Source organism: Allobosea sp. GW821-FHT03A12 (assembly GCF_058986765.1).
This window is the reverse complement of sequence record NZ_JBYSVZ010000013.1, coordinates 23,917-48,077: the sequence shown is the minus strand read 5'-3', so window position 1 is coordinate 48,077 and position 24,161 is coordinate 23,917. Positions and strand designations below refer to the sequence as shown.

Genomic DNA, 24,161 nt, shown 5'->3' with positions numbered 1-24,161 from the left:
GCCGAAGCGATGACATAGCTCACCGGCGGCTGCAACTTTCGTCGCATCGCAGCAGCCAGATTGCACCAATATGGCGCGGAAACGGCAAGTCTTGTCCGAACCGCGCGGATAAAGACGCAAGGAGTGCAGAGATGACGAAGAAGCATGACAAAGCGATGGTGGGCGAACAGCCTGCCAAGCAGGACGCTCCGCCCGCCGTGATGGCGCTCTCTCTGCCGCGAGCCGAGCTCTCCGAGCCGATGCAGGCCTATTTCGCCAAATGCGAGGAGAAGCTCGGCTACATCCCGAACGTGCTTGCCGCCTATTCGCATGACGACGCCAAGCTCCAGGCCTTCGCCACCTTCTACAATGACCTGATGCTGGCGCCGTCCGGACTGTCGAAGCTGGAGCGCGAGATGATCGCGGTCGCGGTCTCCAGCGTGAACCGTTGCTATTATTGCCTGACGGCGCATGGCCAGGCGGTGCGCCAGCTCTCGGGCGATCCCGTGCTCGGCGAGATGATGGTGATGAACTATCGCGCCGCTCGGCTCTCGCGGCGCCACCGCGCCATGCTCGACTTCTCGGTGAAGCTGACGGAAGAGCCGCACAAGATCGAGGAGGAGGATCGGCAGGTCCTGCGCGCCGCCGGCTTCGGCGAGCGCGACATCTGGGACATCGGAGCGGTCGCCGCCTTCTTCAACATGTCGAACCGGATCGCCTCGGCCGTCGATATGCGGCCCAATCCCGAGTATCACGGTGCGTCCAGGTAAAAGGCCGGCCAAAAGAAAACGGCCGGCGGAAAACCGCCAGCCGTGAGTTGGCTTCGACTCGTTGGCCCGGCCCGCCGCAGCGCCGGAGGGGCTGGGGGGCTGACGTGTCCGGAACCGGACAGGCCGGGCCGCCGAAGCAACGAATCGGAGTTGAGCCCCGTAACGGGGCGTTCGCTGGGCGCAAGCGCGGCAAAATCATGGCAATCGCCCCGGCCCCGAAAAAGGATGGCGGGCCTGTCACCAATCTGTCTTGCGGGACTCTTGCCAGCGCCGGAGGGCGGGCGCATCATCCCTTGCCGGATCACCACCGGCCACGAAAAGGAGGCGTGATGAGCGAAAGCGAAACTCCGCCAGGTCAGCGAGCGGGCGCGGTCGTCGCCTTTCCGGCTGCTGCCGCGCCCTCTTCCGTCACCTTCGATCGCCGCGAGCTGAACGAGCTGTTCAACCTCTATGGCCGGATGGTCGCGGCCGGCGAATGGCGCGACTACGCCATCGATTTCCTGCGCGACAAGGCGCAGTTCTCGGTCTTCCGGCGCACGGCCGAGGTGCCGCTCTATCGGATCGTCAAGGATCCGTCGCTGGCGCGGCGCCAGGGCGCCTATTCGGTGGTCACCGCGACCGGGCTGATCCTGAAACGCGGCGCCGAGCTCGGCCGGGTGCTCAAGGTGCTCGACAAGCGGCTGAGCGTGGTGAACTGATTCCTGCCTGCGCCGTGTGACGTCAGATCAAAAGAAAAGCCCCGGCCGCGAGGCCGGGGCTTCTTGATTCTCAGACTGCGGCCCTGATCACTCCTGGCGCGAGCCGAAGAGCGAGAGCAGCATCTGGAACATGTTGACGAAGTTCAGGTAGAGCGACAGGGCGCCGTTCACCGAGAGCTTCGCGGCCGACTCGGAGTCCATGTCCGAGTACAGGTACATTTCCTTCAGGCGCTGCGTATCCCAGGCGGTCAGGCCAGCGAAGACCAGCACGCCGATCACCGAGATGGCGAAGGAGAGCGCGCTCGAGGCCAGGAAGATGTTGACCACCGAGGCGATCACCAGGCCGATCAGGCCCATGATCAGGAACGAGCCGATGCCCGACAGCGACTTCTTCGTGGTGTAGCCGAACAGGCTGAGGCCAGCGAAGGAGGCCGCGGTGATGAAGAACACCTTGGCGATCGATTCACCGGTGAAGACCACGAAGATCGAGGACAGCGAGATGCCCATCACCGCCGCGAAGGCGAAGAACATGGCGCGCGCGGTCGACGAGCTCATGCTCTCGGCCTTGAACGAGAAGAAGAAGATGAAGGCCAGCGGCGCCAGCATCACCACCCACTTCAGCGGGGAAAGGTAGAGCGCCTGGCCGAGCGGCGTCAGCGCGGTGACCTTGCCCGAGGGCGAGTAGCCGGCGATCGCCAGCATCGAGATGCCGATCGCCATCAGGCCGGTGATGGCCAGGCCGATGCTCATGTTGTTGTAGACGCCGAGCATGAACGAGCGCAGGCCCTGGTCCACCTCGACGGCGCTGGTCTGCTGGGCGCGGCCGGCGCCCCAGACCTGAGCGTTGCGGTCGAAATCGCTCATGGAGAGAGTTCCCCTTGAAACTTTGCCTGGCGGGCAACCGCCCTTGCGACGCCCACCGCCGCGCACCAATGTCGCGACATCGCGAAATATGAGGGGGATCAGGCGAGCTTACAAGAGGCAAGCATGGTTAGCGCTGCCTCCGGCATAGAAATTCGGTCGCCAGTCGATGCAACATTACCGTCTGTCCATGTTTATGCTGCGCTGCCCTGAGTCAGACCTCATAAATTCCTCAGATGAGAAGCCGGCGCTTTCGATAGTATCTGCAGCGTTCCGATCAATCCGAACACGACGGTGACCACGACGGCTGCAGTCGCGGCGATAATAGCGCCTGTCGGATCGGGGATGAAATCTATCTTCATCACTTGCGTGACGACGCCCCAGCCGGCGACGGCACCTGCCAGGAGCCCGAACAGGGCGGACACGACACCAATGCCTGCGTATTCGAGGATGTACGACGAAAGTATGAAGCGGCGAGTCGCGCCGAGCGTCTTCAGGATCATCGCGTCATAGAGCCGCGCCCTCTGTCCGGCCGCCAGAGCACCGGCCAGGACCAGCAGGCTCGCGCTGATGGCGAGGCCGGAGGCGCCGCGAATCGCACCGGCGAGCTGGCCGACGATGGTGTTGACCGCCTCCAGCGCGTCCTTGACCCGAACCGCCGTCACCGCCGGGAAGGCGACGGCGAGCTGGCGCATCAGCGCGGCGTCGCTGCCCGCGGGCGTCGCGCCCTTGTCGGTGACGGTGGCGAGGTTGGTGTGCGGCGCGCCGGCGAAGGTGTTCGGCGAGAACACCATGACGAAGTTGATGCCGAGCGAGCGCCATTCGATGTCGCGGAAATTGGCGATGCGCGCGCTGATGTTGCGGCCGAGCACGTTGACGGTGAGCTTGTCGCCGAGCTTGAGGCCGAGCCCCTCGACGGCGCGGGCATCGAAGGAGACCAGCGGCTCGCCGCGATAATTCTCCGGCCACCACTCGCCCGAGGCGAGCCTGGAGGCCTCGGGCATGGCAGTCGAATAGGTGATGCCGCGATCGCCCTCGAGCACCCAGGCCATCTGCTCGCTCGCCTTGATCTGCTCGGCCGGGACGTCGTTCACGCTGACGATGCGGCCGCGCATCATCGGCACGCGCTCGACATGGGCGCCGGGGCGTTGCTCGGCAAGGAAGCGATCGAAGGCGGCGGCCTGGGCGTTGGGGATGTCGAGGAAGAAGAAGCTCGGCGCCTTCTGCGGCAGGGACTGGGTCAGTTGCCGGCGCAGGCTGACGTCGATGAAGGCGAGCGTCGAGAGCAGGGCGACGCCCAGGCCCAGCGACAGCACCAGCGACTGGGTCAGCGCGCCCGGCCGATAGGTGTTGGCCAGCGCCATGCGTAATGCCGGCCGTTTGGGACGCCCGGCCCGGCGCGCCAAGGCCATCACGCCCCAGGCGACGAGGCGCAGCAGCAGGAAGACGAAGCCGGCGGCGGCGATATAGATCAGTGCGATGCGCCGGTCATAGGCGAAGACGAGCGCGACGCCGACGAGGCCGGCGAGCGCAGCGAGGAAGATCGCCCTGTAGAACCAGCGCGGCTGGCGCCGGTCGGGCTCGATCTGGTCGCGGAACAGCGCCGAGACCGGCACGTCATGGGCGCGGCCGAGCGGAATGACAGCGAAGACCAGCGCCGTCAGCAGGCCGTAGAGCGCCGCGATGGCGAGCTCGGCCGGGGCGAGCGTCGGCTCGAAGGGCAGCGGCACGATGTCGGCGAGCACATAGCCCAGCGCGAAGGGTGCGGCCGCACCGAGCGCAAGGCCGATCGCGATGCCGAAGCCGGCGACCAGCATGACCTCGGTCAGGTGGATGGCGACGACCCGCCCGCCGGTGGCGCCGATCGCCTTCAGCGTGGCGAAATCGAGCCGCTTGGCCTCGACGAAGCGGCGCACCGCATTGGCGACGCCGACGCCGCCGACCAGGAGCGCTGTCAGGCCGACCAGGGTCAGGAACTGGGTGAAGCGCTCGATATTGCGCTGGAAGTTCGGCGCGGCATTGCCGCGCGAGCGGATCTCCCAGCCGGCATTGGGCTGCTCCCTGCTGGCATTGGCCAGCAGGGCATCGAGCGCCGCGTCGCTGTTCGCACCCTCGGGGAGAAGGACGCGGGCGGTCCAGCGGACGAGGCTGCCGGGCTGGAGCAGCCCCGACGCCCGCAAGGCCTCCTGCGAGAGGATCAGGCGCGGGCCGAAGCCGACGCCCGCGGCGATCTTGTCGGGCTCGGAGGTCAGGCTGGCGCGGAGCTGCACCCGGGTAGAGCCGATCAGCACGGTGTCGCCGGGTTTCAGGTCGAGTCGGCCGAACAGGACGGGATCGGCGATGCCGCCATAGGCGCCGTCGCGCAAGGCAAGGAGATCGGCGGTCGGCTGGGCCGGGTCGGTGCGGAGTTCGCCGACGCTGGGATAGGAGCCGTCGACGGCCTTCAGCTCGACGAGGGCCGCGCCCTTCTCACCGGCATTGGCCATGCTGCGCAGCGTCGCGATGGTCGAGACCTTGCCATGACGGGCAAGGAAGGCGTGTTCCTCCTGTGTCGGCTCGCGATGGATCAGGCTGAAGGCGGCATCGCCGCCGAGGATGCGCCGGCCTTCGCGGCCAAGGCCCTCGCTGAGGCCGCGCGAGGCCGAGGACACTGCGGCGATCGCCATGACGCCGAGCGCCAGGCAGGCGATGAAGACGCCGAAGCCGCGCAGGCCACCGCGCAGATCGCGCCAGGCGAGCCGCAGCGCGAGCGTCAGACCGACAGGGCGGCGTGCGGGGCTGGAGGCCGATGCGGACGGTTTGACCGGAGCGTGCATATCAGATCGCCAGCGCCTCGGTGCCGGCTTCGGTCTCGATGCGGCCGGCGCGCAGGCGCACGGTGCGGTCGCAGCTGGCGGCGAGCGAGAGATCATGAGTGACCAGCACCAGGGTGGCGCCGCGCTCGCGCCGGAGCGCGAAGATCAGGTCGACGATCGAGCGGCCGGTGCTCTCGTCGAGATTGCCGGTGGGCTCGTCGGCGACGAGGATCGCCGGATCGGGCGCGACGGCGCGGGCGATGGCGACGCGCTGCTGCTCGCCGCCGGAGAGTTGGGCTGGATAATGGTCCAGGCGCTCGCCAAGGCCGACATTGCGCAATTCGGCGGCGGCGCGCTCGAAGGCGTCGTCCGCACCGGCAAGCTCAAGCGGCAGCGCGACGTTCTCGCGGGCCGTCATGGTCGGAACGAGATGGAAGGACTGGAAGACGATGCCGATATGGCGGCCGCGGAAGAGCGCGAGCGCATCCTCGCCGAGCGCGCCGAGATCCTGGCCGGCGACCTTGACCAAGCCGGAATCGGGCCGTTCCAGCCCGGCCATGGTCATCAGCAGGGTCGACTTGCCGGAGCCGGAGGGGCCGACCAGGCCGGTGGCCTGACCCTGCGGGATCGCCAGCGAAACGCCCTTGAGGATATGGACGCGGGCGGCGCCGCGCCCCAGACTGAGCTCGACATCGCTCAATTCGATCACCGCCGGGGTTCCTTCGCTCACCGCCATGTTTCCGCTTTCATCCCATCCGATGTCGCCGCTTCGACCGTCATTCCGAGCCGAAGGGACCAGAACCGCCATGCGTTGCGCCGCCACCCGATATGGGCGCTTGCCTTTGCGAATCCAGCTGTGGCCGCGGATTTGGGCGGTCATGCTGCTCGCTTCTATCAGCCTGGGTTCTTTTTTGATGAACAGCGCGACTCATGCCCAGACCAAGCCTCTCAAGCTGGTTGCATTCGGCGACAGCCTGAGCGCCGGTTACAACCTGCCGGGGAGCGCCGCTTTTCCGACCGTGCTGGAGAAGCTGCTGCGCGACAAGGGGATTTCGGTCGAGATCGCCAATGCCGGCGTCTCCGGCGATACCTCGCAGGGCGGGCTGGAGCGGCTCGACTGGTCGGTGCCCGATGGGACCGACGGCGTCATCCTCGAACTCGGCGCCAACGATGCCCTGCGCGGCGTCGATCCGGCGCTGACCGAAAAGTCGCTTGACGCGATCGTGACCGGGCTGAAGGCGCGCGGCATCCCGGTCCTGCTCGCCGGCATGTATGCGCCGCGCAGCAACGGCCCGGACTACGTCGCTCGCTTCGACGCGATCTATCCGAAGCTCGCCGAGAAGCATGGGCTCATCCTCTATCCCTTCTTTCTGGACGGGATCGCCGGGGACCGGGTATTGAACCAGCCCGACATGCTGCATCCGACGGCTGAAGGCGTGCGCGTCATCGCGCAGCGCATCCTGCCGACGGTGGAGCGGTTCCTCGCCTCCCTGCGCCCGCGCTCCTGAGCCAGGGCGTATCCGCTACATCCCAGTCATGCGCGGCGTGCCTCGGCTCGTCTGTCGCCGGAGCCTTTCGCCATGGAATACCGCCGTCTCGGCCGCACCGACCTCAAGGTCTCGGCGATCTGCCTGGGCACGATGACCTTCGGCCAGCAGAATACGGAAGCCGAGGGCCATGCGCAGATGGACTACGCGCTCGACCAGGGCGTGAACTTTTTCGATACGGCAGAGCTCTATTCGATTCCGCCGAAGCCCGAGACGCAAGGCGCGACCGAGACGATCATCGGCAGCTGGTTCAAGGCGCGCGGCAATCGCGACAAGGTGATCCTGGCGTCCAAGATCGTCGGCCGCTCGACCAATGACTGGTTCCGCGACGACAAGGGGCCGACCCGCGTCAACCGCAGGCAGGTCGAGGAGGCCGTCGACAAGAGCCTGAAGCGGCTGCAGACCGACTATATCGACCTCTACCAGATCCATTTCCCCGATCGGCCGATGCAATGGGGCTCGAACCCGACGCGCTTCAACCAGGCCGCGTTCACGAAGGCCGAGGACGAGACGCCGTTCGCCGAGCAGCTCGACGCCTTTGCGGCCGTGGTCAAGGCCGGCAAGATCCGCCATCTTGGCCTCTCCAATGAGAGCGCCTGGGGCACGATGAGCTTCCTCGCCGCGGCTGATGACAGCGATCGGCCCCGTGTCCAGTCGATCCAGAACGCCTACAACCTGCTGAACCGCACCTTCGAGACGGCGCTGGCCGAAATCGCCATGCGTGAGCAGGTCGGGCTGCTCGCCTATTCGCCGCTGGGCCAGGGCTACCTCTCCGGCAAATATCTCGACGGGGCCCGGCCAGCGGGCGCGCGCACGACGCTGTTCGACCGGGCTCAGCGCTACCAGACGGCGGGCTCGGAGCTGGCGATCAAGGCCTATATCGCGCTCGCCGAAGAGGCCGGGCTCGATCCCGTGCAGATGGCGCTGGCCTTCGTGACCTCGCGCTGCTTCGTCACTTCGAACATCATCGGCGCGACCAGCATGGAGCAGCTCAGGACGGCGATCGGCTCGGCTGAGGTCTCGATCTCGCCGGAGCTGGAGGCGAAGATCGACGCGATCCATCAGCGGGTCGGCAATCCCTGTCCGTAGCTTGGCGCTTCCTTCCGGCTTCCTCTGCGAACGGCTGATTGCCTTGGCTCCTCCCTTCCCCTTGTTGGGAAAGATATGGGGTTGGGGGTGGTGCCGCTTGGTGATCGCCGGCAGGAAAAAGGGCCTGGCAGCGGCGATAGCGCTATCAAGTCCGGCCGATCGCTCCGGCTTTACGACCCCCACCCCTGCCCCTCCCCACAGGGGGGGAGGGGTTCCCGCGCATGACGACAACCAAGCCGGCTTGTGAACGGCGGTTGACGGTGCGAGGCTGCCGTCTCGCCAGAGTCACAAATGCTTGGCACTGATTCATCATGCCTAGGCTGTTCACCGCGCTAGAGATTCCCGCCGAGGTCGCTTCGGCCCTGACGCTGCATCGTGGCGGACTGGTCGGCGCCCGCTGGATCGAGCCCGCCGACTATCACATCACCTTGCGCTTCCTCGGCGATGTCGACAGGCGCATGGCCCATGACGTCGACAGCTTCCTCAACGATCTCGGTGGCGAGCCGCTGACGATCACGCTCGACCAGCTCGGCAGCTTCGGTGGCGACCGGCCGCGCGCGGTCTTCGCCCGCGTCCAGCCCTCGCCGAAGCTGAACGAGTTGCAGGCCGAGCTGGAGCGATTGATGCGGCGGCTTGGATTGCCGGCCGAATCACGCAAGTTCACGCCACATGTGACGCTGGCTCGCCTGCGGGACGTCTCGCCGGTTGATGTCGCGCATTACCTCGCTTTGCATCCGATCGTGCGGCCGATCAGCTTCACGGCGCGGCGCCTGGCGCTGATGTCGTCGCGTGATTCGATCGGCGGCGGACCTTATGTGCTGGAGGCGGCCTATCCGCTCGGCCTGCCCTACCCGAACCGGCCGAGTGGCGCGGTGTCGCAGCGGAGGTGACAATGGGACATGACCGTCCGAAGCGCCTGAGCCCGGAGGCCCGCAAGGAGGCGCTGTCGATCCTGACCGGCTGGACCCTGGTCGAAGGCCGCGAGGCGATGAGCAAGCGCTTCGTCTTCCGCGACTTCAACGAGGCTTTCGGCTGGATGAGCCGGGTGGCGCTGCTGGCCGAGAAGCTGGACCATCACCCGGAATGGTCGAATATCTACAAGACGGTCGTGGTGACGCTGTCGACCCATGATGCCGGCGGCCTGACCGAGCTCGACGTCAGGCTGGCGCGCGCCATGGATGCGATGGCGAACTAGTGGCATCGGCCCGAAAAGCGGGGACCGGTTTTCGGATAAGCCGATGCCCTAACCGGGGCTCGCAAGCCGCCGCACCCAGCTGACGGGAAGACGCTTGGCGATCGCTTTCAGTGTCGGGCGCAGATGCGGCAGCGCGAAATCGCAGGCGAGCTGCCCTCGCCAGCTCAGCGGCACGGTGAAGTCACGAACCGGCACGGCGCCATCGGCATGCTCGCGCTTATAGGGGTCGGCGGGCGCCAGCAAATCGAAGATCGCGTTGCCGCGCGCCCTGGCGCTGGCAAAGGCATGATGAATCAGCACCCGGCCGAGACCCTCGCGCTCGAAGGCGGGATCGCTGGCGATGACATGGCCGAAGCTGCGGCCCTTGCAATCGAAGGACAGGTCGATCCCGACCGGGCGATCGTCGCAAGTGACGACCGAGAGACGCAGGCCCGTCTCCTCGCCATGGTCGGCTGCAAGCGCGGCGAAGAAGCTCCCGAAACGGGGATTCGAGACCGCGGGGGCGACGACACCGTGCTGGGCGAGCGATTCCCGCTTCATCGTGACGGCCTGCCCCGCCAGCGCGCCCGCTTCAGGTCCGGGCTCCTGATGGGTGAAGGCAATCTCGCCACGCTCGGAGAGCCGGCGCAGGCGCCGGCGATAATTCGAGCGGTCGCGTGCGGGATAGGCAAGGCTCGGCCCATCCGGTGCGACACGCAAGGCGAGGTCGGCGAACGGAGCTTCCTGGCTCACCACCGGAGCGGCCAGCGCGAGCCGGCTGCAATGAGCGAGTGCCGCGTCGGCGCGCACCAGGCGCAGTTCGACGAGGTCGACGCCGTGCCGGCGCAGTGCCTCCCAGCCGCGTTCGAGCCAGTGCTCGCGGCGCGGGCTGGGCTCGACGAGGACATCGCCGAACTGCGCCACCGGCGCACCCATCAGCCGCACCAGCTCGAGACCGAGGCGGCGCCGCCGCTCAAGCGGCCAGAGCATGACCAGGCGGCCGGCTTCGCGCCCCACGACTAGGCAGAGGTGATCATCGGCCGAGAGATAATGGTCGCACCAGTGCCGCAGGAAGGCGTGACGCTGGAAGAGCTGCTGCGGCAGGCCGGCACGGGCGAAAAGCGCGTCCCATTCCGGCTTGAGCGCCAGGAAAGCGTCACGGCCGCTGAGGATCTCGACGGAGAAGCCCGCTGCCACCTCGCCGCCGGGCAAGGGCGATCCGTCAGCGTCCCGACGCATGGGCTTGGCAGGCATGCTCAACCCTGACCGCGGATATGGTCGATCAGGCGCTTGGCCCCCGCCAGGCGGAACTTTGCGAGATAGGGCGCGAGCAGCAGCGGATGCCGGGCGGCGAACGGCGCATCGTGCTCGACCATGTGACGGATGGCCAGGACCGGCAGGGGGGCTCGCAAGGGCCGGAAATCGCGGTTCCACAAGCCGGGCGCGTCGGAGGCCTCGTACATCAGCCCGATCATCCGGCCGCGCGAGAGGGAGTAGAATTTGTGCCGCTTCTGGACGCGCTGCAGCATGGCGACGCCGCGCTCATCGCCGCAATTCGGGAAGCCGACAATGACGGTGCGGAAATGCACCATGCCGGGCTTGCAGGGGATGGCGTCGAGCGCACCGAAGCTGGCGCGGATCAGGGCGAAGGCGCGCTCCTCCTCGTCTGGGCCGGCGCTGCAGATGGCGAGCCTTGCCGTGTCGATGCGGGCGGCCTGGCGGGTGAAGGGGCAGACGGCGCCGGTACGGCCGAGATCGGGATGCTCGCGCATCAGATAGCTCTCGACCCAGCCCAGCAATGTGGCGAGCGAGGCATTCGCGCCAGGGTCGTCGGCGATGTCAGCGCGCGCCTGCGCGAAGGTCAGCAGCGCATCGCGCGCTTCCGCTGTTCTCGCCACCTTGTCCAGCATGAGAAACCCCGTGGGCCAGTGCAACCGGGGATAGCAGCTGCGCCTTAGGGAATGGTTGACGAGGTCTTGTCGCAGATAGGGGCGGCGTTAGGGTTTAGGAAAGCTTGTCGCTCTCGGACCAGCCACAGGCCGCGAGAGCTACCCGCATATGTGGTGGTGGCGGAGCCGAAACCGTCACCGGCTCGCGCTTCGGATTGAGCGGAATCGCAATGCTCTGTGCGTGAAGATGCAGGCCCGGGCCGGTATCGCGTGGCGCCGAGCCGTAGATTTCATCGCCCCGGATCGGCCCGAAACTGGCAGCGCAATGCACGCGCAACTGGTGCGTGCGGCCGGTCAGCGGCTCGAGCGCCAGCCAGGCAAGCTGGATCCCATCGAGCCGGCCGCGGCCGCGCACGCGGTAGCGTGTCTGCGAGGGCAGGCCTTTCGGGTCCGGCTTCATCCACCAGCCGCGCTCGGGCGAGCGCTTCGCCAGGGCCAAGTCGATCAATCCTGCGTCCTCGGCGGGGTCGCCTTCGACAACCGCCCAGTAGGTTTTCTCGATGTGGCCATCGCGAAAGAGCTGGTTGAGCTGGGCCATGGCGCGCGGGTGCCGGCCGAGCACGAGGCAGCCGGATGTGTCCTTATCGAGCCGGTGCGCCGCCTCCGGCCGGCGCGGCAGGCCGAAGCGCAGGGCGTCGAGATGATCGGTCAGCACCGGAATGATGCGGCCTTTCGCCGCCGGGCCGCGATGCACCGGAAGTCCCGCCGGCTTGTCGATGACGAGCATCATCGCGTCGCGATGCAGCAACGCGAAGGGCAGGTCGTCCTGCGAAAAGGCTGGTCGCTCGGGGCTCGTCATGGCATTGCGCTAAACATGACCGCAGGGCGGTGCAACCCCATACGTTGCCGCTTGCAGCGGCAGGACGAGTGATGAGCGAGACCGAACCGAAGAAACGCGGCTTCTTCTCGAAGCTGTTCGGACTGGACCAGCCGGAGCCGCCACGGCCGCCGGAACCGGCACCCGCTCCCCTGCCCGAGCCGCCAGTCGAACCCGTCGCCGAGATCGTGCCAGAGCCCGAGCCGGAGGCACCGGCCGCGCCGGAAATCCTGCTCGACGAGGATGCGCCGCTGCCGGTCGCGCCGCCAGAACCGCAGCCCCAGCCGGAGCCGGTCCAGCCCAGGCGCAGCTGGTGGCGCCGGCTGCGCGACGGCCTGTCGCGGACCTCCTCGGCGCTGACGACCGGGATCAGCGACCTCTTCACCAAGCGCAAGCTCGACGCCGGTACGCTGGAGGATCTGGAGGACATCCTGATCCAGGCCGATCTCGGCCTCGCGACCTCCTCTCGGATCGCCAAGGCGGTCGGCGAGGGCCGCTATGATAAGCAGATCGAGCCGGAGGAGGTGAAGGCGATCCTGGCGCGTGAGGTCGAGGCGATCCTGACCCCGGTCGCGACACCACTTGTGATCGACGCCACGAAAAAACCGTTCGTGATCCTGATGGTCGGCGTCAACGGCTCGGGCAAGACGACGACGATCGGCAAGCTCGCGGCCAAGTTCCGGGCCGAGGGCAAGTCGGTGATGCTGGCGGCGGGCGATACCTTCCGTGCCGCTGCGATCGAGCAGCTCAAGGTCTGGGGCGAGCGGACGGGAGCACAGGTCGTTTCCGGCCAGCAGGGCGCCGATGCGGCCGGACTCGCCTTCGAGGCGCTGCAGAAGGCGAAGGTCGAAGGCACCGACGTGCTGCTGATCGACACGGCCGGGCGGCTGCAGAACAAGACGGGACTGATGGACGAATTGGCCAAGGTGGTGCGGGTGATCCGCAAGCTGGATCCTGAGACGCCGCATGCGGCGCTGCTCGTGCTCGACGCCACCGTCGGCCAGAACGCGGTCAGCCAGGTCGAGGCCTTCCGCGAGACCGCCGGCGTCACCGGGTTGGTGATGACCAAGCTCGACGGCACGGCGCGCGGCGGCATCCTCGTGGCGCTCGCGGCCCAATTCGGCCTGCCCGTGCATTTCATCGGCGTCGGCGAGAGCGTCGACGACCTCGAACCATTCTCGGCGCGCGATTTCGCCCGCGCCGTGGCAGGGCTGGGAGAAGCGGCATGAGCGGGGCGGCGGCCAATCCGACCGGGGCGAAGCCGATCAATCCGCTGGTCAAGCTGGCGCTCGAATTCGGGCCGCTGGCGATCTTCTTCTTCGTCAATTCCTATGGCGACCGCTGGTTCGGCGTCGCCGAGGACCGGCGCATCTTCGTCGCGACCGGCGTCTTCATCGCCGCTTCGCTGATCGCGCTGGCGCTGTCGAAGATCGTGATGAACCATCTGCCGCGCATGGCGATCGTCAACGCCGTGGTGGTGACGGTGTTCGGTGGACTGACGCTGGCGCTCGACGACGCCTTCTTCATCAAGGTCAAGCCGACGATCGTGAACACGTTGTTCGGCTGCATCCTGCTCGGCGGGCTCTATTTCGGCCGCTCGCTGCTGGCGCTGGTGCTCGACAGCGTGCTGCAGCTCGACGAGGAGGGCTGGCGCAGGCTGACCCTGCGCTGGGGCTTGTTCTTCTTCGTGCTGGCGGCGCTCAACGAGGTGGTTTGGCGCACGCAGACCCAGGATTTCTGGGTGGCCTTCAAGGTCTGGGGCGTGATGCCGCTGACGATGATCTTCGCGCTGGCCCAGACGCCGCTGATCCTCAAGCATGAGATCAAGCGGCCGGAAGGGGCTGAGTAAAGGGCATCTGGGCTGTCATTCCGGGGCCTCGCAAAGCAAGGAACCCGGAATGACAGACGAGGAGCGGCCCTATTTCGGTGCCAGCCGGATCGCGCCGTCCAAGCGGATCGCGGTGCCGTTCAGCATGTCGTTCTCGACGATGCTCTTGACCAGAGCGGCATATTCCGAAGCCCGGCCGAGACGCGAGGGATGCGGCACCGAGACGGCGAGCGAGGCACGGGCGTCATCGGGCAGGCCGGCGAACATCGGCGTCTCGAACAGGCCGGGCATGATCGTGACGATGCGGATGCCGACGCCGGCGAGATCGCGTGCGATCGGCAGGGTCAGGCCGACGACGCCGGCCTTGGAGGCGGCATAGGCGGCTTGGCCGATCTGGCCGTCCTCGGCGGCGACGGAGGCCGTGCAGACGAAGACGCCGCGGCCGCCATCCTCGGTGACCGGATCGAGGCCAGCGAGCGCCACCGCCGATTTGGCGATCAGGCGGAAGGTGCCGGTCAGGTTGATCGCGACCGCCTTCTCGAAGGTAGCGAGGTCATGGGCGACGAGCTCGCCGGTGTCGCGCTTCTTCGAGACGACGCGGCGCCCCGGCGCGATGCCGGCGCAGTTGACGACGATGCGGGCGACGCCATGGGCGGCGCGCGCCTTCTCCAGGGCGGCGTCGACCGATTGCTCGCTGGTGACGTCGCAGGCGCAAAATAGCCCACCGATCTCCTTGGCGACTTCCTCGCCGCGCTCGGCATTAAGATCGAACAGGGCGACCTTGACGCCGTGGCCGGCGAGCATGCGCGCCGTGCCCTCGCCGAGGCCGGAGGCGCCGCCGGTGACGATGGCGGCGATGGAGGAGTCGAGCTTCATGGCGTCCCTCGCGTCTTTTGACATTGCTGCATGGGGTTTAGAGGCGCGATGCTCGCCATCCAAGAGGGTTCGACGTGCGATTCTGAGTCGGTCCCTTGTGCAGCCCTTCATGCGGGGCCACATCTTCGCATCGACGGCGGGCTAAGGAACCAGCGCGCCAAGGAGAGAGGAATGAGCGACAGCTTCGGGTTCGGACAGCGCTTCACCGCGGAAGAAATGGCGTCGATCCGCAAGAGCCTGCGCGATGAGGCACGCTTCGGCTCCGAGTTCATCGGGCGGTTGAAGCGGGTGGCGAAGCGCATCCCCTTCGCCGAGGATCTGCTCGCGGCTTGGGTCTGCACGCGTGATCCCGCGACGCCGCGGCGCGTCAAGCTGACGCTGCTGGCGGCGCTCGGATATTTCGTGCTGCCGCTCGACGCGATCCCCGACGTGATGCCGCTGCTCGGCTTCACCGACGATGCCGCGGTGATCGCCGCGGCGCTGGCTGCCGTTGCCGGCTCGATCACGCCGCAGCATCGCGAGAAGGCCAAGGAGATGCTGACCGATCTCTGATCGGTCAGGGCACCAGCACGACCTTGCCCTGGACCTTGCGCCCGGCAATCAGGGCGAGCGCTTCCGCCGCCTGCTCGAGTGGATAGGCGCCGTGGACATGGGCGCGGATCTGGCCGGCCGCCGCCCAGGCGAGCAGGCGTTCCATATTGGCGCGGTGGCCGGCCGGATCGCGTTTGACGAAATCGCCCCAGAACACGCCGCGCAGGTCGCAGCCCTTCAAGAGCAGCAGGTTGAGCGGGATCTTCGGGATCTCGCCGCCGGCAAAGCCGACGACGAGATAGCGCCCGCCCCAGCCCATCGAGCGCAGTGCCGGCTCGGCGAACTCCCCGCCGACCGTGTCGTAAAGCGCGTCGAGACCTTGGGGAGCGAGCCGTCGCAGGCCGGCGCGGAGATCGTCGGCGGCATAGTCCAGCCCCTCTTGCGCGCCATGCTCGCGGGCGAGGGCGAGCTTGTCCGGCGAGGAGGCACAAGCGATCACCCTTGCGCCGAGCAGGGCGCCGATCTCGACGGCGGCCAAGCCCGCACCGCCGGCGGCGCCGAGGATGGCGAGCGTCTCGCCCGGTTTGATATCGCCGCGCTGGATCAACCCGTGCATCGCGGTGCCATAGGTGACGAAGAGGCCGGCGGCCTGGTGGTCGCTGAGCTTCTCGGGAATCCGGATCGCGGCCTCAGTCGGAACCACGACGATCTCGCGGGCGGCGCCATGGCCGAGCCAGGCGGCGACGCGCTCGCCGACCTGCCAATTCGTGACGCCGTGGCCGATGGCGCTTACGACGCCGGCGCATTCGGCCGAGGGCGAGAACGGCAGTGGCGGCTTCACCTGATAGCGGCCCTGGATCACCAGAGTGTCGAAGAAATTGAGCGCCGCGGCCTTGACCCGGATCGCGATCTCGCCGGGGCCTGGCTTCGGTTCGGGCAGGTCGCGGATCACAAGGGTCTCGGCCGGCCCGAGGGCTTCGCACAGCAGCGCCTTCATCGATCCTCCATCCTGTCCGGCCGTTTCTCTCGCATCTGCACAAGGCTGGCACAGCTTGCAGCCGAACGGAACCGGGGGTGAGCCCGCCCTAAACTATTGAAGCAGAAGGCGTCGTTCGGACCGTGCACCCGCAGCGAGCGTTCGCATTTTCGCCAGGATCGTGACATTCTATCCGTCGCGTTGCGTCAATCCGGATCGCCGATCCCGCGCATTCTCCATTCGGCGTTAACGTTTTTGTTGGTTACTGGCGATCCATGATTCGCATTTCGGCTCCCTCTTCCGCCCGCCGCCCGCTCCTGGCCGCCGCCCTGCTCGGCCTGGCGGCCCTGGCCTTTGCGGCCGCCCCGGCACAGGCTCAGCGCGCCGCCAGCAAGCCGGCGCCGGCCAAGACTGCCGCGACCGGCGGGCAGGGCCAGGCGCTGCTGCTCGAAAGCGCCGGCAAATGGCAGGCCTTCTCCTCGCAGCAGGGCCGCTCCAAGATCTGTTACGCTCTGTCCAAGGCCGAGAGCCGCACCCCCGCCAATCTCAAGGATGTCGAGGGCCTGCTGTTCATCTCCAGCCGCCCGGGCGAGGGTGTGCGCAACGAGATCAGCCTCGTGATGAATTTCGACCTCAAGGAAGATGTCGAGCATCAGGCGATCATCGGCGCCGAACGCTTCGCGCTGGTCGCCAAGGGCCAGAATGTCTGGCTGAAGAATCCGGCCGAGGAAGGCCGCATGCTCGATGCGCTGCGCAAAGGCTCTGGGCTCGAGATCAAGGGCACCTCGAAGCGCGGCAATGCGACCAGCGACAAGTATTCGCTCGCCGGCATCTCGCAGATCGTCAAGCGGGCCGAGGACGCCTGCAAGTAAGATAATTTCGCGATTGGCCGCGCTCGTGCTATGAGGCGGCCAATTCCGGGTGATATCGCCCGTTGCGAGCCGAGTTCCGATGAATCTCTCTGTTGCTGACGCCGCCCCTTTGGCGGCCGAACCTGTTGTGCGGCGGCCCTCGCTGGCTGGGCGCACGCGCGCCGGCCTTGATGCTGCCCTGGCCGAGATCGGCGTTCCCGAGAAGGAGCGGCGTATGCGCGTCGGCCAGCTCTGGAACTGGATTTACCATTACGGCGTCCGTGACTTCCAGGAGATGACGACGATCGGCAAGGGCCTGCGTGCGCAGCTCGCCGAACATTTCACGCTCGACCTGCCGGAAGTCACCGCCGAGCAGGTCTCCAGCGACGGCACCCGCAAATGGCTGCTGCGCATGGCGCCGACCGGTCCGCGTGACCGCGGCGCCGAGATCGAGTGCGTCTATATCCCCGAGGTCGATCGCGGCACGCTCTGCGTCTCCAGCCAGGTCGGCTGCACGCTGACCTGCACCTTCTGCCATACCGGCACGCAGCGGCTCGTGCGCAACCTGACCACCGAGGAGATCGTCACGCAGCTGATGGTCGCCCGCGACAGGCTCGGCGACTTCCCCAACCGCAGCGCGCCTGACGGCGCCTTCGTTCCCAATGATGGCGGGCGCTTCGTCTCGAACATCGTCTTCATGGGCATGGGCGAGCCGCTCTACAATTTTGACGGCGTGCGCGATGCGATCGGCGTGATCACCGACGATCAGGGCCTGTCGCTCGGCCGCCGGCGCATCACCGTCTCGACCTCGGGCGTTGTGCCGCAGATCGGCCCGCTCGGCGACGAGATGGGCACGATGCTGGCGATCTCGCTGCATGCGGTGCGCGACGACCTCCGCAACGAGCTCGTCCCGCTCAACAAGAAGTACCCGATCAAGGACCTGCTCGACGCCTGCCGGAACTATCCCGGGCTGTCGAACGCCAAGCGCATCACCTTCGAGTACGTGATGCTGAAGGGCGTCAACGACAGCGATGCCGAGGCGCGCGAGCTGGTGCGCCTGCTCAAGGGCATCCCGGCCAAGATCAACCTGATCCCGTTCAATCCCTGGCCCGGCACGAAATACGAGTGCTCGGACTGGGAGCGGATCGAGCGCTTCTCCGAGATCGTGTTCAGGGCCGGCTATGCCTCGCCGGTACGCACGCCGCGCGGACGCGACATCCTCGCCGCCTGCGGCCAGCTCAAGAGCGAGACCGAGAAGCTCTCGGCCCGGGCCCGGCTGATGCTGGAGCAGGGCGAAGCCGACGCGGCGGCGGCGCACTGATGCTGCGCTGGCTGCTGCTGATCCCGTTCGCGCTGCTGTTTGCGGTTGGCTCCGGGCTGGTCGCGCTGCTGATCGCCGGCGTCGCCTCGCCCGATCTCGGCCTGCTGATTGGCGGCGGCTTCGATCGGCTGATCGCGACGCTGTTCGACCAGGCCGAGCGCGGCTTCGATCCCGGTCCCACGGCGGAGGCAGCTTTTTCGCTGCTTGGCCGGCTCGGTTTCGCCATCCTGGTGCTGCCGGTGGTGCTGGTCGCGATCGGGTCCGAGCTCTTCCGCTTCCGCAGCGGCCTGATCCAGAGCGGTCTCACCGGCCTGCTGGCGGCCTTGCTGCCGCTTGCCATGCTCGGCATGGCGAGGGCGCCGAGCGCCGGCGAGATGCAGGTCGTCTCGGCGCTCTTCCTGGTCGGCGCTGCGACGGGCTTCGTCTACTGGCTGATCGCCGGGCGTGGGGCAGGCGGCGAGAAGGCCGACCGCCCCAACAAGCCGCAGCAAGGCTGACTCAGAGCCCGAGCACCTTGCGCAGCTCCGTGCGGGCGGCGGCGTATTCGGTACGGAACTCCGGCTGCTCCATGATCCGGGCGGCGATGACGCTGCCGGCGATGCGTCCGGCCTCGATATCGGCGCGGAAATGGATGCCGCCGACGATGCGGTTCTCACCATAGGCCCAGGCGCGGGCCATGATCTCCGCCCGCTTCTCCGGCACCATGTTCGAGAGCACGATGCCCATCAGCGTGCCGACGGTGGTGTGCCCGGATGGGTAGGCGCCGGAATTCGAGATCTTCACCACCGGCTTCACCAGTGGGCTGTACTGATGCGGGCGCGGGCGCTTCCAGCTGTCCTTGGCGGGGTCGACGACGGCGCCTTCGGTGGCGACCACGCGGTCGAAGAAGGCCGAGAAGGCCGGCAGGGCCTCCGGCTTGAAGGCGAGACCCATCACATCAGAGAAGCGCCAGATATCCTCGACCACATCGGCTTGCGCCTGCGCTTCCATCGCAGGCGTACGGGTGACCTGGATGGTCAGCACCTCGGCGAGCTCTGCCCTGGTCTGCGCGGAGTCATTGGCCGGCGGCGGCTTCAGCAGGGTGAGAAGGTCGATGGTCTCGGCGGTGGCGAAGGGCTTGCCCTCGCCGGCCCAGGCCGGGGCAACGAGAAGAAGAGCTGCGGTCAGCAGCGCTGAAGCGATGATGCGCATGGCGGCGATCCCTAGGGGCGGGATCGGCACCCAGCGCCTGCCTTGTGACAGGCTGATGAAGCTCAGTCGCCGATCGCGACGCCCTCGCGCCGGCCATCGGCGCCGCCGAGATAGCCTTCCGGCGTCTTGACGATCGCCTGGATGCCCGAGGTCATCTCGATCAGCCTGATCTCATGGCCCTTGGCTTCCAACGCGGCCTTCCAGGGCTCGGCTTCCGTGCCCTTTTCCAGCTCGGTCGGGCCGTTGCGGTTGCCGAAATTGGCGAGGTCGACGGCGCGCTGCGGGTCCATCTTCCAGTCGAGCAGGGCGACCAGCGTCTTGGCGACATAGCCGATGATCTGGCTGCCGCCGGGCGAGCCGGTGACCGCGTAGAGCCGGCCGAAGGCGTCGAAGACGATGGTCGGCGCCATCGAGGAGCGCGGGCGCTTGCCGGGCTCGACCCGGTTGGCGACCGGCTTGCCGTCCTCCGTCGGGGCGAAGGAGAAATCGGTCAGCTCGTTGTTGAGCAGGAAGCCGCCCTTGGTCATCAGGCGCGAGCCGAAGCCGTCCTCGATCGTCGTGGTCATCGAGACGGCGTTGCCGGCGGCATCGATCACCGAGATATGGCTGGTGCCGTTCTCGACGCCCTCGGACGGGGCGAACAGGAAGGCGCGCTTGTTCGGTGGGGTGCCGGCGCTGGCCTTCCCCATCGCCTTGTCCGGGTTGATCAGCCCGGCGCGCTCACGGACATACTCCTCGTCGATCAGGCCGGTGGTCGGCACGCTGACGAAGGCGGGGTCGCCGAGATAGAGCGCCCGGTCGGCGAAGGCGAGCTTTCCGGCCTCGGCGAACATATGCGCGGCTTCCGCTCCGACACCGAGACGGGCGATGTCCTTGGTCTCCAGCATGCCCAGGATCTGCTGTACAGCGACGGCGCCCGAGCTCGGCGGGCCCATGCCGCAGAGCGTGTAAGTGCGGTAGCGGCCGCAGAGCGGAGCGCGCTCCTCAACCTTGTAGGTGGCGAGATCGTCGAGCGTGATGTCGCCGGGATTGTCCTTGTGGCCGGTCACCGTCGCGACGATGTCTTCGGCGATCGCGCCTTCGTAGAAGGCATCGGCGCCGCGCCCGGCGATGGCGCGCAGCGTCGTGGCGAAGGCCGGGTTCTTCAGGATGGCGCCGACCGGTTTGGGCTTGCCGTCGGCCTCGTAGAAATAGCTAGCAGCGCGGGCGTCCTTGCCGAGGCTCTTTTCCTGCGCCAGCAGGCCATTGAGGCGCGGCGAGATGGCAAAGCCCTCCTCGGCCAGCTTGATCGCCGGAGCGAAGACCTCAGCCCAGGGCAGCTTGCCCCAGCGCTTATGCGCCTCCTCGAGCAGGCGGACCGTGCCGGGCACGCCGACCGAACGGCCCCCGACCACGGCGTCGACGAACTTCATCGGCTTGCCGTCGGCGCCGAGGAAGCGCTCTGGCTTGGCCGCCTTCGGCGCGGTCTCACGTCCGTCGAGCGTCACCAACTGCCGGCCGGTCTCATCCCAGTAGACGAAGAAGGCGCCGCCGCCGATGCCGGAGCTCTGCGGCTCGACCAGGTTGAGCACGAGCTGGATCGCGATCGCGGCATCGGTGGCGCTGCCGCCGGCCCGCAGGATCTCGCGGCCGGCCGCGGCGGCGAGCGGGTTGGCGGCGGCAGCCATGTAGCGCTGCGCCGTGCCGAGCGTCTTGGCGATGCGCCCCGTGGCGGCTTCCGGCGCGGGCGCCATGGTTTGGGCCGGCGCCGCTGCTGTGGCGGCGAGCCACAGACTGAAGGCAATGGCCGAGCGGGTACCGAATGCGGACGATGTAAGCGGCATGGTCCACTCCTCTTCCTTGGCGGCGCAGACTAGCGTGCTTCTCGGCTTGCGCGCCATGCTTGCGGCGCTGGTTTGATCTGCCGGGCGGCGCGGCTATGGTCGAGGCATGATTTGTTCTGCCAAGTTTATCCTGCCCAAGCCGAAGGGGTTCGTCATGGTGCTCGCGCAGTCTCCGGCGGTTCGCCGGCCCCTCGTCATGCTGCTGGTCGGGCTGTTCGGCCTTGTGCTCGCCGGATGTGGCTACAACAACGTGCCGACGCTGGAGGAGAAGGCGAAGGCGGCCTGGGGCGAGGTACAGAACCAGTACCAGCGCCGCGCCGACCTGATCCCCAATCTGGTCGAGACGGTGAAGGGCTATGCCCAGCAGGAGCGCGAGGTCCTGACCCAGGTGATCGAGGCGCGCGCTAAGGCGACGCAGGTCAAGGTCGACGCCTCGACCATCACCGACCCCGCCAAGTTCAAGGAATACCAGGACGCGCAGAACCAGCTCAGCGGTGCGCTCGGGCGGCTGATGGTGACGGTGGAGCGTTATCCCGACCTCAAGTCGAACCAGAACTTCCTGGCGCTGCAGTCACAACTTGAAGGCACCGAGAACCGGGTCACGGTCGCCCGGCGCGACTACATCCAGGTGGTTCAGGCTTTCAACACGGAGATCAGGACCTTCCCGGGCGTGATCTGGGCCCGCCTGTTCTGGGGCGCCAAGCCGATGGAGAGCTTCTCGGCGACGGCAGGAGCGGAACGGCCGCCGGCGGTGAAGTTCTGAGCGCGTGATCCTGCGTGACCCGGGTCGTCACCACGACTGACGCTTCGTCATTCTCGGGCGGAGCGAAGCGCAGACCCGAGAATCTCGATCAGGAGATGCTCGGGTCGAGCCCGAGCATGACGCCGGTCCGTCGACTCGCCGCCCTCCTGTTCTTCCTCCTCTTCCCGCTTCTCGCTGCCGCTGCCGAGCCGACCTACCCGGCCCTGACCGGCCGCATCGTCGACAATGCGCACCTGCTCAACGCCGAAGCCTCGGCCCGGATCGAGCAGAAGCTGAAAGCGCATGAGGACAAGACCAGCGACCAGGTCGTGGTCGCGACGCTGCCCTCGCTCCAGGGCTATCCGATCGAGGACTTCGCCAACGGGCTGTTCCGGGCCTGGAAGCTCGGCGAGAAGGCCAAAAACAACGGCGTGCTGCTCATCGTCGCGCCGAACGAGCGCAAGGTGCGCATCGAGGTCGGCTATGGGCTTGAGGGCGCGCTGACCGACGCGCTTTCCAAGGTGATCATCACCACTGCGGTCGCGCCCAAGTTCAAGAACGGCGATTTCGCTGGGGGTATCGAGGGCGGAGTCGATGCGATCCTGTCGATCCTGACCGGCGATGCCGAGGAATGGCAGCGGCGCGCCCAGATCCGCAGCGACGAATCCTCTTGGGTCGAGACCGCTGCGGTGATTTTCGTCATGATCATGGTGTTCATCCTGATCGTGAGCTTCATGCAGGAGCTCGGCCGCTCCTCCGGCGGGGCGCGCCAGCACCGGACGCGGGACGGGCGCTGGATCGTCCTGCCGCCCTCCGGCGGTGCGGGCTGGAGCGGCGGCTCCTCCTCGGGTGGCTGGGGCTCGGGCTGGGGTGGCGGGTCGAGCTCGGGCGGATTCTCGGGCGGCGGCGGCTCGTCCGGCGGTGGCGGGGCTTCGGGGGATTGGTGAGATGCTGAATTCCGAGGATCGCGACGCTATTGCCGAGGCGGTGCGAGAGGCCGAGCGACAGACCTCCGGCGAAATCGTCGTCGTCGTCGACCGCGCCGCCGGCAGCTATGTCGCGGTGCCGCTGGTTCTGGCGCTGGCTCTTTCCCTGTTCGTGCCCTGGCCGCTGCTGCTCATCACGAAGCTGAGCGCGTCGAGCATTTTCCTGGCCCAATTGATCGCAGCGGCGCTGCTGCTCGCGACCCTGCTCTGGTATGGGCGCGGCGGGCGTTTCGTGCCCGGTTTCGTCAAGCGGCGGCAGGCGCATGAGACGGCGCTGCGCGAGTTCACGGCGCGCGGGCTGACCCTGACGCGCGGGCGTACCGGCGTCCTGCTCTATATCGCTGTGCAGGAGCGCTATGCTGAGGTGGTCGCAGATGCCGGCATCTCGGCCAAGGTCGATGACGCGGCCTGGCAGAAGATCATCGACCCGCTGCTCGCCGCGGCGGCGCAGGATGCCCTGCGCGAGGGGCTGATCGCGGCGGTGCGCGATGTCGGCGCCATGCTGGCCGCCCATGCGCCGCCGGCCGCCGACGATGTCGACGAGCTGCCCAACAAGGTGGTGATTTTGTAGGGCCGGCTACTTCGCCGGGCCGCGCGCGGCGCCGAGGATGGCGCTCTGGCGGGCATAGGGATCGCCCTGGACCAGCACGACATAGGAATCGGCCTTCGCGGCGCTGCGGACAGTCTCCAGCGGCACGCTCAAGGTCGCCGCGGCACCGTTCCATTCGCCGATCCGGCTGATGCCGCGCACGACATTGGCATAGGTCACGGTCTTGCCGCTGTTCTCGCCGCGCTCGATCGGTACGGTCGCGGTGCGGCTGACCTGCAACAGCAGGACCACGGCCGGCTTCTCGCTGGTGAACGGGGCCGTGCCCAGGCCGATGCGCAGCGCGCCATCAGCCTCGGCCAGGTCGATCTTGACCGGGAAGCCGTCCTTGCCCTGGTCCTGGACGAGCTTGTCGATGCCGCCCTTGTCGGAGCCGACGATATGGGTGGTGCCGTTGACCACGGCCTGTGGCGTGTAGATCTGGCCGTCGCCACGCGCCTTGGCGTAGAGCTTCTGGCGCTTGCTGAAGACTTCCTGGCCGAGCGTGTCCTTCCAGCCGAGATAGTCCCAATAGGTCACCGGCAAGGTGAGCGTGATCAGCTTGGGATCCTTGGCGAGCTCGGTGAAGAGGGCATCCGCAGCAGGGCAGGACGAGCAGCCCTGGCTGGTGAAGAGCTCGACCACCGCCTTCGGCTGGACTGCGGGCTGCTGGGCATGCGCCGGGGCTCCTGCGAGCAGGAGGACAGCGGCGGCCGCGATGTTGCTGATGTGGCGGACCATCATTCGAACTCGACGCCTGTATAGAAGCAG

Annotated in this window: 26 protein-coding genes; 15 read left to right on the top strand and 11 right to left on the bottom strand. The window is 67.4% G+C overall.

Going from position 1 to position 24,161, the window contains the following annotated elements; translation table 11 throughout:
- Window positions 1-155: 155 nt before the first annotated feature.
- Together AC3WLC_RS31085 and AC3WLC_RS31080 are read left to right on the top strand one after the other, a co-directional pair.
- Window positions 156-749 (top strand): peroxidase-related enzyme, encoded by a 594-nt coding sequence (locus tag AC3WLC_RS31085; RefSeq protein WP_493687769.1) that lies wholly within the window; start codon window positions 156-158, stop codon window positions 747-749.
- 329 nt (window positions 750-1,078) lie between these two features.
- Window positions 1,079-1,447 (top strand): DUF2794 domain-containing protein, encoded by a 369-nt coding sequence (locus AC3WLC_RS31080; protein WP_493687761.1) that lies wholly within the window; start codon window positions 1,079-1,081, stop codon window positions 1,445-1,447.
- Window positions 1,448-1,534: 87 nt separating this feature from the next.
- Here AC3WLC_RS31080 and AC3WLC_RS31075 read toward each other — a convergent pair whose 3' ends face one another.
- From AC3WLC_RS31075 to AC3WLC_RS31065, 3 genes are all read right to left on the bottom strand, one after another.
- Window positions 1,535-2,311 (bottom strand): Bax inhibitor-1/YccA family protein, encoded by a 777-nt coding sequence (locus AC3WLC_RS31075; RefSeq protein WP_326872179.1) that lies wholly within the window; start codon window positions 2,309-2,311, stop codon window positions 1,535-1,537.
- A gap of 218 nt (window positions 2,312-2,529) precedes the next feature.
- A complete protein-coding gene (locus AC3WLC_RS31070) occupies window positions 2,530-5,124 on the bottom strand; it encodes an ABC transporter permease (protein WP_493687760.1) in 2,595 nt (864 codons plus the stop codon).
- Between the two features lies 1 nt (window position 5,125).
- On the bottom strand, window positions 5,126-5,833 hold the full coding sequence (locus tag AC3WLC_RS31065; protein ID WP_493687759.1) for an ABC transporter ATP-binding protein: 708 nt from the start codon (window positions 5,831-5,833) through the stop codon (window positions 5,126-5,128).
- Between the two features lie 184 nt (window positions 5,834-6,017).
- Between AC3WLC_RS31065 and AC3WLC_RS31060 the strand changes: the two genes are divergently transcribed.
- The 4 genes from AC3WLC_RS31060 to AC3WLC_RS31045 all read left to right on the top strand — a co-directional run bounded on the left by AC3WLC_RS31060 (window position 6,018) and on the right by AC3WLC_RS31045 (window position 8,934).
- A complete protein-coding gene (locus tag AC3WLC_RS31060; protein ID WP_493687768.1) occupies window positions 6,018-6,611 on the top strand; it encodes an arylesterase in 594 nt (197 codons plus the stop codon).
- 72 nt (window positions 6,612-6,683) lie between these two features.
- Window positions 6,684-7,739, top strand: coding sequence for an aldo/keto reductase (locus tag AC3WLC_RS31055; RefSeq protein WP_493687758.1), 1,056 nt, complete (start codon window positions 6,684-6,686; stop codon window positions 7,737-7,739).
- A gap of 311 nt (window positions 7,740-8,050) precedes the next feature.
- Entirely contained in the window at window positions 8,051-8,629 is a 579-nt protein-coding gene (gene thpR, locus AC3WLC_RS31050; RefSeq protein ID WP_493687757.1) for an RNA 2',3'-cyclic phosphodiesterase, read from the top strand.
- A 2-nt stretch (window positions 8,630-8,631) separates the two neighbouring features.
- Window positions 8,632-8,934, top strand: coding sequence for a 4a-hydroxytetrahydrobiopterin dehydratase (locus AC3WLC_RS31045; RefSeq protein ID WP_493687756.1), 303 nt, complete (start codon window positions 8,632-8,634; stop codon window positions 8,932-8,934).
- 48 nt (window positions 8,935-8,982) lie between these two features.
- Here AC3WLC_RS31045 and AC3WLC_RS31040 read toward each other — a convergent pair whose 3' ends face one another.
- The 3 genes from AC3WLC_RS31040 to AC3WLC_RS31030 form a co-directional block, all read right to left on the bottom strand.
- Window positions 8,983-10,167: a GNAT family N-acetyltransferase gene (locus AC3WLC_RS31040; RefSeq protein ID WP_493687755.1), complete on the bottom strand. Its 1,185-nt coding sequence runs from the start codon at window positions 10,165-10,167 to the stop codon at window positions 8,983-8,985.
- 2 nt (window positions 10,168-10,169) lie between these two features.
- Window positions 10,170-10,823, bottom strand: coding sequence for a DUF6875 domain-containing protein (locus AC3WLC_RS31035; RefSeq protein ID WP_493687754.1), 654 nt, complete (start codon window positions 10,821-10,823; stop codon window positions 10,170-10,172).
- A gap of 94 nt (window positions 10,824-10,917) precedes the next feature.
- Window positions 10,918-11,661, bottom strand: a complete 744-nt coding sequence (locus tag AC3WLC_RS31030) for an RluA family pseudouridine synthase (protein ID WP_493687753.1) — start codon at window positions 11,659-11,661, stop codon at window positions 10,918-10,920.
- 71 nt (window positions 11,662-11,732) lie between these two features.
- Here AC3WLC_RS31030 and ftsY point away from each other — a divergent pair, with 71 nt between their 5' ends.
- The gene (gene ftsY, locus AC3WLC_RS31025) at window positions 11,733-12,908 is read left to right on the top strand and encodes a signal recognition particle-docking protein FtsY (protein ID WP_493687752.1); all 1,176 of its coding nucleotides are present in this window, start codon (window positions 11,733-11,735) and stop codon (window positions 12,906-12,908) included.
- Window positions 12,905-13,528: a septation protein A gene (locus tag AC3WLC_RS31020; protein ID WP_493687751.1), complete on the top strand. Its 624-nt coding sequence runs from the start codon at window positions 12,905-12,907 to the stop codon at window positions 13,526-13,528. Before ftsY ends, AC3WLC_RS31020 begins: the two co-directional genes overlap by 4 nt.
- Window positions 13,529-13,597: 69 nt before the next feature.
- On the opposite strand, the gene AC3WLC_RS31015 is transcribed toward AC3WLC_RS31020, so the two are convergent.
- Window positions 13,598-14,383 (bottom strand): SDR family NAD(P)-dependent oxidoreductase, encoded by a 786-nt coding sequence (locus tag AC3WLC_RS31015; protein ID WP_493687750.1) that lies wholly within the window; start codon window positions 14,381-14,383, stop codon window positions 13,598-13,600.
- A 171-nt stretch (window positions 14,384-14,554) separates the two neighbouring features.
- On the opposite strand from AC3WLC_RS31015, the gene AC3WLC_RS31010 reads away from it, so the two are divergent.
- Window positions 14,555-14,935: a YkvA family protein gene (locus AC3WLC_RS31010; protein ID WP_493687749.1), complete on the top strand. Its 381-nt coding sequence runs from the start codon at window positions 14,555-14,557 to the stop codon at window positions 14,933-14,935.
- Window positions 14,936-14,939: 4 nt separating this feature from the next.
- Here AC3WLC_RS31010 and AC3WLC_RS31005 read toward each other — a convergent pair whose 3' ends face one another.
- Window positions 14,940-15,911, bottom strand: coding sequence for an NADPH:quinone oxidoreductase family protein (locus AC3WLC_RS31005; protein ID WP_493687748.1), 972 nt, complete (start codon window positions 15,909-15,911; stop codon window positions 14,940-14,942).
- A 254-nt stretch (window positions 15,912-16,165) separates the two neighbouring features.
- Between AC3WLC_RS31005 and AC3WLC_RS31000 the strand changes: the two genes are divergently transcribed.
- From AC3WLC_RS31000 to AC3WLC_RS30990, 3 genes are all read left to right on the top strand, one after another.
- Window positions 16,166-16,762, top strand: a complete 597-nt coding sequence (locus AC3WLC_RS31000; protein WP_291675442.1) for a hypothetical protein — start codon at window positions 16,166-16,168, stop codon at window positions 16,760-16,762.
- Between the two features lie 79 nt (window positions 16,763-16,841).
- Window positions 16,842-18,062, top strand: a complete 1,221-nt coding sequence (gene rlmN, locus AC3WLC_RS30995) for a dual-specificity RNA methyltransferase RlmN (RefSeq protein WP_493687747.1) — start codon at window positions 16,842-16,844, stop codon at window positions 18,060-18,062.
- The gene (locus tag AC3WLC_RS30990) at window positions 18,062-18,559 is read left to right on the top strand and encodes a hypothetical protein (RefSeq protein ID WP_493687746.1); all 498 of its coding nucleotides are present in this window, start codon (window positions 18,062-18,064) and stop codon (window positions 18,557-18,559) included. The genes rlmN and AC3WLC_RS30990 overlap by 1 nt, the downstream gene beginning before the upstream one ends.
- Window position 18,560: 1 nt before the next feature.
- On the opposite strand, the gene AC3WLC_RS30985 is transcribed toward AC3WLC_RS30990, so the two are convergent.
- Entirely contained in the window at window positions 18,561-19,253 is a 693-nt protein-coding gene (locus AC3WLC_RS30985) for an acid phosphatase (RefSeq protein WP_493687745.1), read from the bottom strand.
- A 62-nt stretch (window positions 19,254-19,315) separates the two neighbouring features.
- A complete protein-coding gene (gene ggt, locus AC3WLC_RS30980; protein ID WP_493687744.1) occupies window positions 19,316-21,076 on the bottom strand; it encodes a gamma-glutamyltransferase in 1,761 nt (586 codons plus the stop codon).
- Window positions 21,077-21,230: 154 nt separating this feature from the next.
- On the opposite strand from ggt, the gene AC3WLC_RS30975 reads away from it, so the two are divergent.
- From AC3WLC_RS30975 to AC3WLC_RS30965, 3 genes are all read left to right on the top strand, one after another.
- Window positions 21,231-21,839 carry a LemA family protein gene (locus AC3WLC_RS30975; RefSeq protein WP_493687743.1) on the top strand — a complete coding sequence of 203 codons (609 nt, stop codon included), beginning with the start codon at window positions 21,231-21,233 and terminating at the stop codon, window positions 21,837-21,839.
- A gap of 116 nt (window positions 21,840-21,955) precedes the next feature.
- A complete protein-coding gene (locus AC3WLC_RS30970) occupies window positions 21,956-22,765 on the top strand; it encodes a TPM domain-containing protein (protein ID WP_493687742.1) in 810 nt (269 codons plus the stop codon).
- A 1-nt stretch (window position 22,766) separates the two neighbouring features.
- Window positions 22,767-23,375, top strand: a complete 609-nt coding sequence (locus AC3WLC_RS30965) for a TPM domain-containing protein (protein WP_493687741.1) — start codon at window positions 22,767-22,769, stop codon at window positions 23,373-23,375.
- Window positions 23,376-23,381: 6 nt separating this feature from the next.
- On the opposite strand, the gene AC3WLC_RS30960 is transcribed toward AC3WLC_RS30965, so the two are convergent.
- Entirely contained in the window at window positions 23,382-24,131 is a 750-nt protein-coding gene (locus tag AC3WLC_RS30960; RefSeq protein WP_493687740.1) for a DUF1223 domain-containing protein, read from the bottom strand.
- Window positions 24,132-24,161: the final 30 nt, after the last annotated feature.

Excerpts from the sequence above, each read along its gene's own strand:
- AC3WLC_RS31085 (WP_493687769.1), top strand. The coding sequence starts at position 156 with ATGGTGGGCGAACAGCCTGCCAAGCAGGACGCTCCGCCCGCCGTGATG.
- ftsY (WP_493687752.1), top strand. The coding sequence starts at position 11,733 with ATGAGCGAGACCGAACCGAAGAAACGCGGCTTCTTCTCGAAGCTGTTC.
- thpR (WP_493687757.1), top strand. The coding sequence starts at position 8,051 with ATGCCTAGGCTGTTCACCGCGCTAGAGATTCCCGCCGAGGTCGCTTCG.
- AC3WLC_RS30970 (WP_493687742.1), top strand. The coding sequence starts at position 21,956 with ATGACGCCGGTCCGTCGACTCGCCGCCCTCCTGTTCTTCCTCCTCTTC.
- AC3WLC_RS31010 (WP_493687749.1), top strand. The coding sequence starts at position 14,555 with ATGAGCGACAGCTTCGGGTTCGGACAGCGCTTCACCGCGGAAGAAATG.
- AC3WLC_RS30985 (WP_493687745.1), bottom strand. The coding sequence starts at position 19,253 with ATGCGCATCATCGCTTCAGCGCTGCTGACCGCAGCTCTTCTTCTCGTT.
- AC3WLC_RS30965 (WP_493687741.1), top strand. The coding sequence starts at position 22,767 with ATGCTGAATTCCGAGGATCGCGACGCTATTGCCGAGGCGGTGCGAGAG.
- AC3WLC_RS31080 (WP_493687761.1), top strand. The coding sequence starts at position 1,079 with ATGAGCGAAAGCGAAACTCCGCCAGGTCAGCGAGCGGGCGCGGTCGTC.
- AC3WLC_RS31020 (WP_493687751.1), top strand. The coding sequence starts at position 12,905 with ATGAGCGGGGCGGCGGCCAATCCGACCGGGGCGAAGCCGATCAATCCG.
- AC3WLC_RS31070 (WP_493687760.1), bottom strand. The coding sequence starts at position 5,124 with ATGCACGCTCCGGTCAAACCGTCCGCATCGGCCTCCAGCCCCGCACGC.
- AC3WLC_RS31060 (WP_493687768.1), top strand. The coding sequence starts at position 6,018 with ATGAACAGCGCGACTCATGCCCAGACCAAGCCTCTCAAGCTGGTTGCA.
- AC3WLC_RS31055 (WP_493687758.1), top strand. The coding sequence starts at position 6,684 with ATGGAATACCGCCGTCTCGGCCGCACCGACCTCAAGGTCTCGGCGATC.
- AC3WLC_RS31015 (WP_493687750.1), bottom strand. The coding sequence starts at position 14,383 with ATGAAGCTCGACTCCTCCATCGCCGCCATCGTCACCGGCGGCGCCTCC.
- AC3WLC_RS30975 (WP_493687743.1), top strand. The coding sequence starts at position 21,231 with ATGGTGCTCGCGCAGTCTCCGGCGGTTCGCCGGCCCCTCGTCATGCTG.
- AC3WLC_RS31045 (WP_493687756.1), top strand. The coding sequence starts at position 8,632 with ATGGGACATGACCGTCCGAAGCGCCTGAGCCCGGAGGCCCGCAAGGAG.
- AC3WLC_RS31000 (WP_291675442.1), top strand. The coding sequence starts at position 16,166 with ATGATTCGCATTTCGGCTCCCTCTTCCGCCCGCCGCCCGCTCCTGGCC.
- AC3WLC_RS31030 (WP_493687753.1), bottom strand. The coding sequence starts at position 11,661 with ATGACGAGCCCCGAGCGACCAGCCTTTTCGCAGGACGACCTGCCCTTC.
- AC3WLC_RS30960 (WP_493687740.1), bottom strand. The coding sequence starts at position 24,131 with ATGGTCCGCCACATCAGCAACATCGCGGCCGCCGCTGTCCTCCTGCTC.
- AC3WLC_RS31040 (WP_493687755.1), bottom strand. The coding sequence starts at position 10,167 with ATGCCTGCCAAGCCCATGCGTCGGGACGCTGACGGATCGCCCTTGCCC.
- AC3WLC_RS31035 (WP_493687754.1), bottom strand. The coding sequence starts at position 10,823 with ATGCTGGACAAGGTGGCGAGAACAGCGGAAGCGCGCGATGCGCTGCTG.
- ggt (WP_493687744.1), bottom strand. The coding sequence starts at position 21,076 with ATGCCGCTTACATCGTCCGCATTCGGTACCCGCTCGGCCATTGCCTTC.
- rlmN (WP_493687747.1), top strand. The coding sequence starts at position 16,842 with ATGAATCTCTCTGTTGCTGACGCCGCCCCTTTGGCGGCCGAACCTGTT.
- AC3WLC_RS30990 (WP_493687746.1), top strand. The coding sequence starts at position 18,062 with ATGCTGCGCTGGCTGCTGCTGATCCCGTTCGCGCTGCTGTTTGCGGTT.
- AC3WLC_RS31075 (WP_326872179.1), bottom strand. The coding sequence starts at position 2,311 with ATGAGCGATTTCGACCGCAACGCTCAGGTCTGGGGCGCCGGCCGCGCC.
- AC3WLC_RS31005 (WP_493687748.1), bottom strand. The coding sequence starts at position 15,911 with ATGAAGGCGCTGCTGTGCGAAGCCCTCGGGCCGGCCGAGACCCTTGTG.